Raw genomic sequence first — 335 nt, forward strand, 5'->3', positions numbered from 1 at the left:
CTTGCGGTACTCGTCGAGCGTCGTGGCACCGATCGTCTGCAGCTCGCCGCGGGCCAGCTTCGGCTTCAGAATCGACGCGGCGTCAATCGCACCTTCGGCGGCACCGGCCCCGACGAGCGTGTGCAGCTCGTCGATGAACAGGATGATGTCGCCACGGGTGTTGATCTCCTTGAGGACCTTCTTCAGGCGCTCTTCGAAGTCACCGCGGTAGCGACTACCCGCGACCAGCGACCCGAGATCGAGCGTGTAGAGCTGCTTGTCCTTCAGCGTCTCGGGCACGTCGCCGTTGACGATGGCCTGCGCCAAGCCTTCCACGACGGCGGTCTTGCCGACGC

The 335-nt window shown here is 65.1% G+C and carries 1 protein-coding gene; it reads right to left on the reverse strand.

Annotated features, from left to right (window positions below; genetic code table 11):
* Window positions 1-335, reverse strand: a 335-nt coding sequence (locus B4L26_RS05590) for an AAA family ATPase (protein ID WP_290716833.1), incomplete at both ends; no start/stop codon positions are given.

It is taken from the genome of Gordonia sp. UBA7599, assembly GCA_002477755.1.
GTDB lineage: Bacteria > Actinomycetota > Actinomycetes > Mycobacteriales > Mycobacteriaceae > Gordonia.